This window comes from Modestobacter sp. KNN46-3, assembly GCF_011039295.1.
Map to the genome: position 1 here is coordinate 1 of NZ_JAAKGN010000256.1, position 3,665 is coordinate 3,665.

7 protein-coding genes and 2 tRNA genes are annotated in these 3,665 nt (G+C 76.0%); 5 read left to right on the top strand and 4 right to left on the bottom strand.

The window, feature by feature from the left end:
- On the top strand, positions 1-226 hold a 226-nt coding region (locus tag G5C62_RS25995), incomplete at its 5' end, for a DUF5313 family protein (RefSeq protein ID WP_164703277.1).
- A 115-nt stretch (positions 227-341) separates the two neighbouring features.
- Here G5C62_RS25995 and G5C62_RS26000 read toward each other — a convergent pair.
- The 3 genes from G5C62_RS26000 to G5C62_RS26010 all read right to left on the bottom strand — a co-directional run bounded on the left by G5C62_RS26000 (position 342) and on the right by G5C62_RS26010 (position 1,437).
- Positions 342-551 carry a dodecin gene (locus tag G5C62_RS26000; RefSeq protein ID WP_036334618.1) on the bottom strand — a complete coding sequence of 70 codons (210 nt, stop codon included), beginning with the start codon at positions 549-551 and terminating at the stop codon, positions 342-344.
- Between the two features lie 83 nt (positions 552-634).
- Positions 635-709 (bottom strand) — tRNA-Thr (locus G5C62_RS26005).
- 80 nt (positions 710-789) lie between these two features.
- Positions 790-1,437 (bottom strand): hypothetical protein, encoded by a 648-nt coding sequence (locus tag G5C62_RS26010; RefSeq protein ID WP_164703278.1) that lies wholly within the window; start codon positions 1,435-1,437, stop codon positions 790-792.
- Between the two features lie 220 nt (positions 1,438-1,657).
- Between G5C62_RS26010 and G5C62_RS26015 the strand changes: the two genes are divergently transcribed.
- The 4 genes from G5C62_RS26015 (at position 1,658) to G5C62_RS26030 (ending at position 3,324) form a co-directional block, all read left to right on the top strand.
- Complete coding sequence (locus G5C62_RS26015; RefSeq protein ID WP_164703279.1) at positions 1,658-2,101, top strand: hypothetical protein; 444 nt, start codon at positions 1,658-1,660, stop codon at positions 2,099-2,101.
- Positions 2,102-2,228: 127 nt separating this feature from the next.
- Positions 2,229-2,876 (top strand): hypothetical protein, encoded by a 648-nt coding sequence (locus G5C62_RS26020; RefSeq protein ID WP_164703278.1) that lies wholly within the window; start codon positions 2,229-2,231, stop codon positions 2,874-2,876.
- A gap of 80 nt (positions 2,877-2,956) precedes the next feature.
- Positions 2,957-3,031, top strand: a tRNA-Thr gene (locus G5C62_RS26025).
- Between the two features lie 83 nt (positions 3,032-3,114).
- Positions 3,115-3,324 carry a dodecin gene (locus G5C62_RS26030; RefSeq protein ID WP_036334618.1) on the top strand — a complete coding sequence of 70 codons (210 nt, stop codon included), beginning with the start codon at positions 3,115-3,117 and terminating at the stop codon, positions 3,322-3,324.
- Between the two features lie 115 nt (positions 3,325-3,439).
- Here the strand turns inward: G5C62_RS26030 and G5C62_RS26035 are convergent.
- On the bottom strand, positions 3,440-3,665 hold a 226-nt coding region (locus G5C62_RS26035; protein ID WP_164703277.1), incomplete at its 5' end, for a DUF5313 family protein.

Sequence of the window (3,665 nt, forward strand, 5' to 3'; positions counted from 1 at the left end):
CGTCCCGCCGGTGCCCTTCGACATCCGGCTCACCGCGACCCTGGGCGGGGTGGTCATCGGGCTGCTGTTCTCGGTGGCCTACATGACCGAGACGACCGAGCACCGTGCGGTCAAGGCCGGCTGGCCGCCGGGGACGACGGCCGCGCGGCGAGCCGAGCGGGCCGAGCGGGAGCGGATCGAGCGCCAGGCCCGGTACCGCTCCGGCGGCGCGGGCAGCTACGACTGAGGAAGGACCCCCTCGCCCCCCACCACTCGCGAGCTCGCGGCGGGCCCCTGCGAGGGGGCCGCACGACCCGCCGGCCGGTGCTCGTCGCTGGTGGGGCCGGGCCAGGCGTGGACCGCTAGTCCTCGACGCGGAACCCGATCTTCATCGTCACCTGGAAGTAGGCGACGTCGCCGTCGACGACCTGGCCGCGGATCTCCTGGGTCTGGAACCACTCGATGTGGCGGACCGTCTCCGAGGCCTTGCGCACCGCCGTGCGGATGGCGTCGTCGACGCTCGTGGTGGAGCTGCCGACGATCTCGCTCAGCCGGTACACGTGGTCGCTCACGACGGGACTCCTCGACGCCGACTGCCCGGACGGCAGCGCTCGGCCTCGACCCTGGCACGGTCCGGCGCGGCCCGCGAGAGGAGTGGAGCCCCATGTCCGGATTGAACGGACGACCTTCCGCTTACAAGGCGGGTGCTCTACCACTGAGCTAATGGGGCGACGCGCTGATCGGGCGCCGCAGAGCAGGCTACCGGGGGCGGGTCGGGGCCAGCGGTGACCGTCGCACCCGATCGGTCGTTCAGGCGGCGTCGTAGCCGGCCGCGGGGTCGCCGGAGACGTACTCCGCCGGGTCGCTGTCGACGGTCGCCCCCGTGGTGAGCCAGCGGGCGAACCCCTCGGAGTCGCGGCGCTCCAGCTCGTCCAGCGCCGCCTGCCGGCGGCGCACCAGCTCCTGCCGGGCCACCGGTTCGCGGGTCTCGGCCAGCGCCGCCGACGTGCGCACCCACTCCCGGCCCAGCGCCGGCACCGACAGCGCCCGCACCCACCCGTCGTCGGCGGCGAGCGGCAGCACGACGGCCGGGGCGGCCCGCCGGTCCTCCCGCACCCGCCGCACCCCCCACCGGACCAGCAGCACCAGCACCCCGGTGGCCGCCAGGAACACCGTCATCGCGCCGCCGGCCAGCACGGCGCAGCCGCTGAGCACGAGCAGCACGGCCACGGTGACGACGGCACTGCGCCAGGCGGCGTCGACGGCCGCCTGCCGCGGGTCCCGGACCGCCGCGTCCCGGGCGATGCCCGCGCCGAGGCAGGCGGCGACGCCCGCGGCCAGCGCCACGGCGACCAGACCGGGCAGCCCGAGCGACACACCGCCGACCGCCGCCAGCGCGCCGCCGACCAGCACGGACATGCCCAGGGCGGCGCGGGTGAGCAGGACAGGGAGGGGCACGGGTGGCCTCCAGGCAGCGAGCAGGTGAGGGGTGTCGGCCGTCCCGTTCCCCGCACCGGGCTTGATCACCCCTGCCGACGGTGCGGCGCAGTGACGGCCGCCGTCCCCCCGGCGAGCGACGTCCAGCTCATTCACAGCTCACCACCAGTCGCGAGCCAGTCCGAGGGCGCACAGTGGTGTCTTCGCGGCGGGGAGGTCCTGCCGTGAGGAGGGACTTCCCGTGAGTGAGCAGAACCGCCCGGCCGACGAGACGGGCCTCGGCGCCGACCGCGCGGCCGGTTCCGGCTGGGCGCCACAGCAGAGCCGCCCGGCGTCCACCCACCAGACCCCCGGCTCCGGGCAGCCCGCGAGCGCACCGACCGAACAGTTCCCGACCGCCGGTGCCACCGAGCAGCCGTCGGCCACCCCGCCGTTCGCGGCCGCCCCCGCGACGGCGCACCAGCCGTGGCCGCCGGCCGGCTACGGCACCGCCGGGTACCAGCGCACCCTGGGGGCGAGCGCACCCGCCGGTGCCGTGCCCCCCGCCGGCGCCGAGGCCCGTCTCGTCGGCCGGGCGGTTCTGCTCACTCACGGGAAGTCCCTCCTCACGGCAGGACCTCCCCGCCGCGAAGACACCACTGTGCGCCCTCGGACTGGCTCGCGACTGGTGGTGAGCTGTGAATGAGCTGGACGTCGCTCGCCGGGGGGACGGCGGCCGTCACTGCGCCGCACCGTCGGCAGGGGTGATCAAGCCCGGTGCGGGGAACGGGACGGCCGACACCCCTCACCTGCTCGCTGCCTGGAGGCCACCCGTGCCCCTCCCTGTCCTGCTCACCCGCGCCGCCCTGGGCATGTCCGTGCTGGTCGGCGGCGCGCTGGCGGCGGTCGGCGGTGTGTCGCTCGGGCTGCCCGGTCTGGTCGCCGTGGCGCTGGCCGCGGGCGTCGCCGCCTGCCTCGGCGCGGGCATCGCCCGGGACGCGGCGGTCCGGGACCCGCGGCAGGCGGCCGTCGACGCCGCCTGGCGCAGTGCCGTCGTCACCGTGGCCGTGCTGCTCGTGCTCAGCGGCTGCGCCGTGCTGGCCGGCGGCGCGATGACGGTGTTCCTGGCGGCCACCGGGGTGCTGGTGCTGCTGGTCCGGTGGGGGGTGCGGCGGGTGCGGGAGGACCGGCGGGCCGCCCCGGCCGTCGTGCTGCCGCTCGCCGCCGACGACGGGTGGGTGCGGGCGCTGTCGGTGCCGGCGCTGGGCCGGGAGTGGGTGCGCACGTCGGCGGCGCTGGCCGAGACCCGCGAACCGGTGGCCCGGCAGGAGCTGGTGCGCCGCCGGCAGGCGGCGCTGGACGAGCTGGAGCGCCGCGACTCCGAGGGGTTCGCCCGCTGGCTCACCACGGGGGCGACCGTCGACAGCGACCCGGCGGAGTACGTCTCCGGCGACCCCGCGGCCGGCTACGACGCCGCCTGAACGACCGATCGGGTGCGACGGTCACCGCTGGCCCCGACCCGCCCCCGGTAGCCTGCTCTGCGGCGCCCGATCAGCGCGTCGCCCCATTAGCTCAGTGGTAGAGCACCCGCCTTGTAAGCGGAAGGTCGTCCGTTCAATCCGGACATGGGGCTCCACTCCTCTCGCGGGCCGCGCCGGACCGTGCCAGGGTCGAGGCCGAGCGCTGCCGTCCGGGCAGTCGGCGTCGAGGAGTCCCGTCGTGAGCGACCACGTGTACCGGCTGAGCGAGATCGTCGGCAGCTCCACCACGAGCGTCGACGACGCCATCCGCACGGCGGTGCGCAAGGCCTCGGAGACGGTCCGCCACATCGAGTGGTTCCAGACCCAGGAGATCCGCGGCCAGGTCGTCGACGGCGACGTCGCCTACTTCCAGGTGACGATGAAGATCGGGTTCCGCGTCGAGGACTAGCGGTCCACGCCTGGCCCGGCCCCACCAGCGACGAGCACCGGCCGGCGGGTCGTGCGGCCCCCTCGCAGGGGCCCGCCGCGAGCTCGCGAGTGGTGGGGGGCGAGGGGGTCCTTCCTCAGTCGTAGCTGCCCGCGCCGCCGGAGCGGTACCGGGCCTGGCGCTCGATCCGCTCCCGCTCGGCCCGCTCGGCTCGCCGCGCGGCCGTCGTCCCCGGCGGCCAGCCGGCCTTGACCGCACGGTGCTCGGTCGTCTCGGTCATGTAGGCCACCGAGAACAGCAGCCCGATGACCACCCCGCCCAGGGTCGCGGTGAGCCGGATGTCGAAGGGCACCGGCGGGACG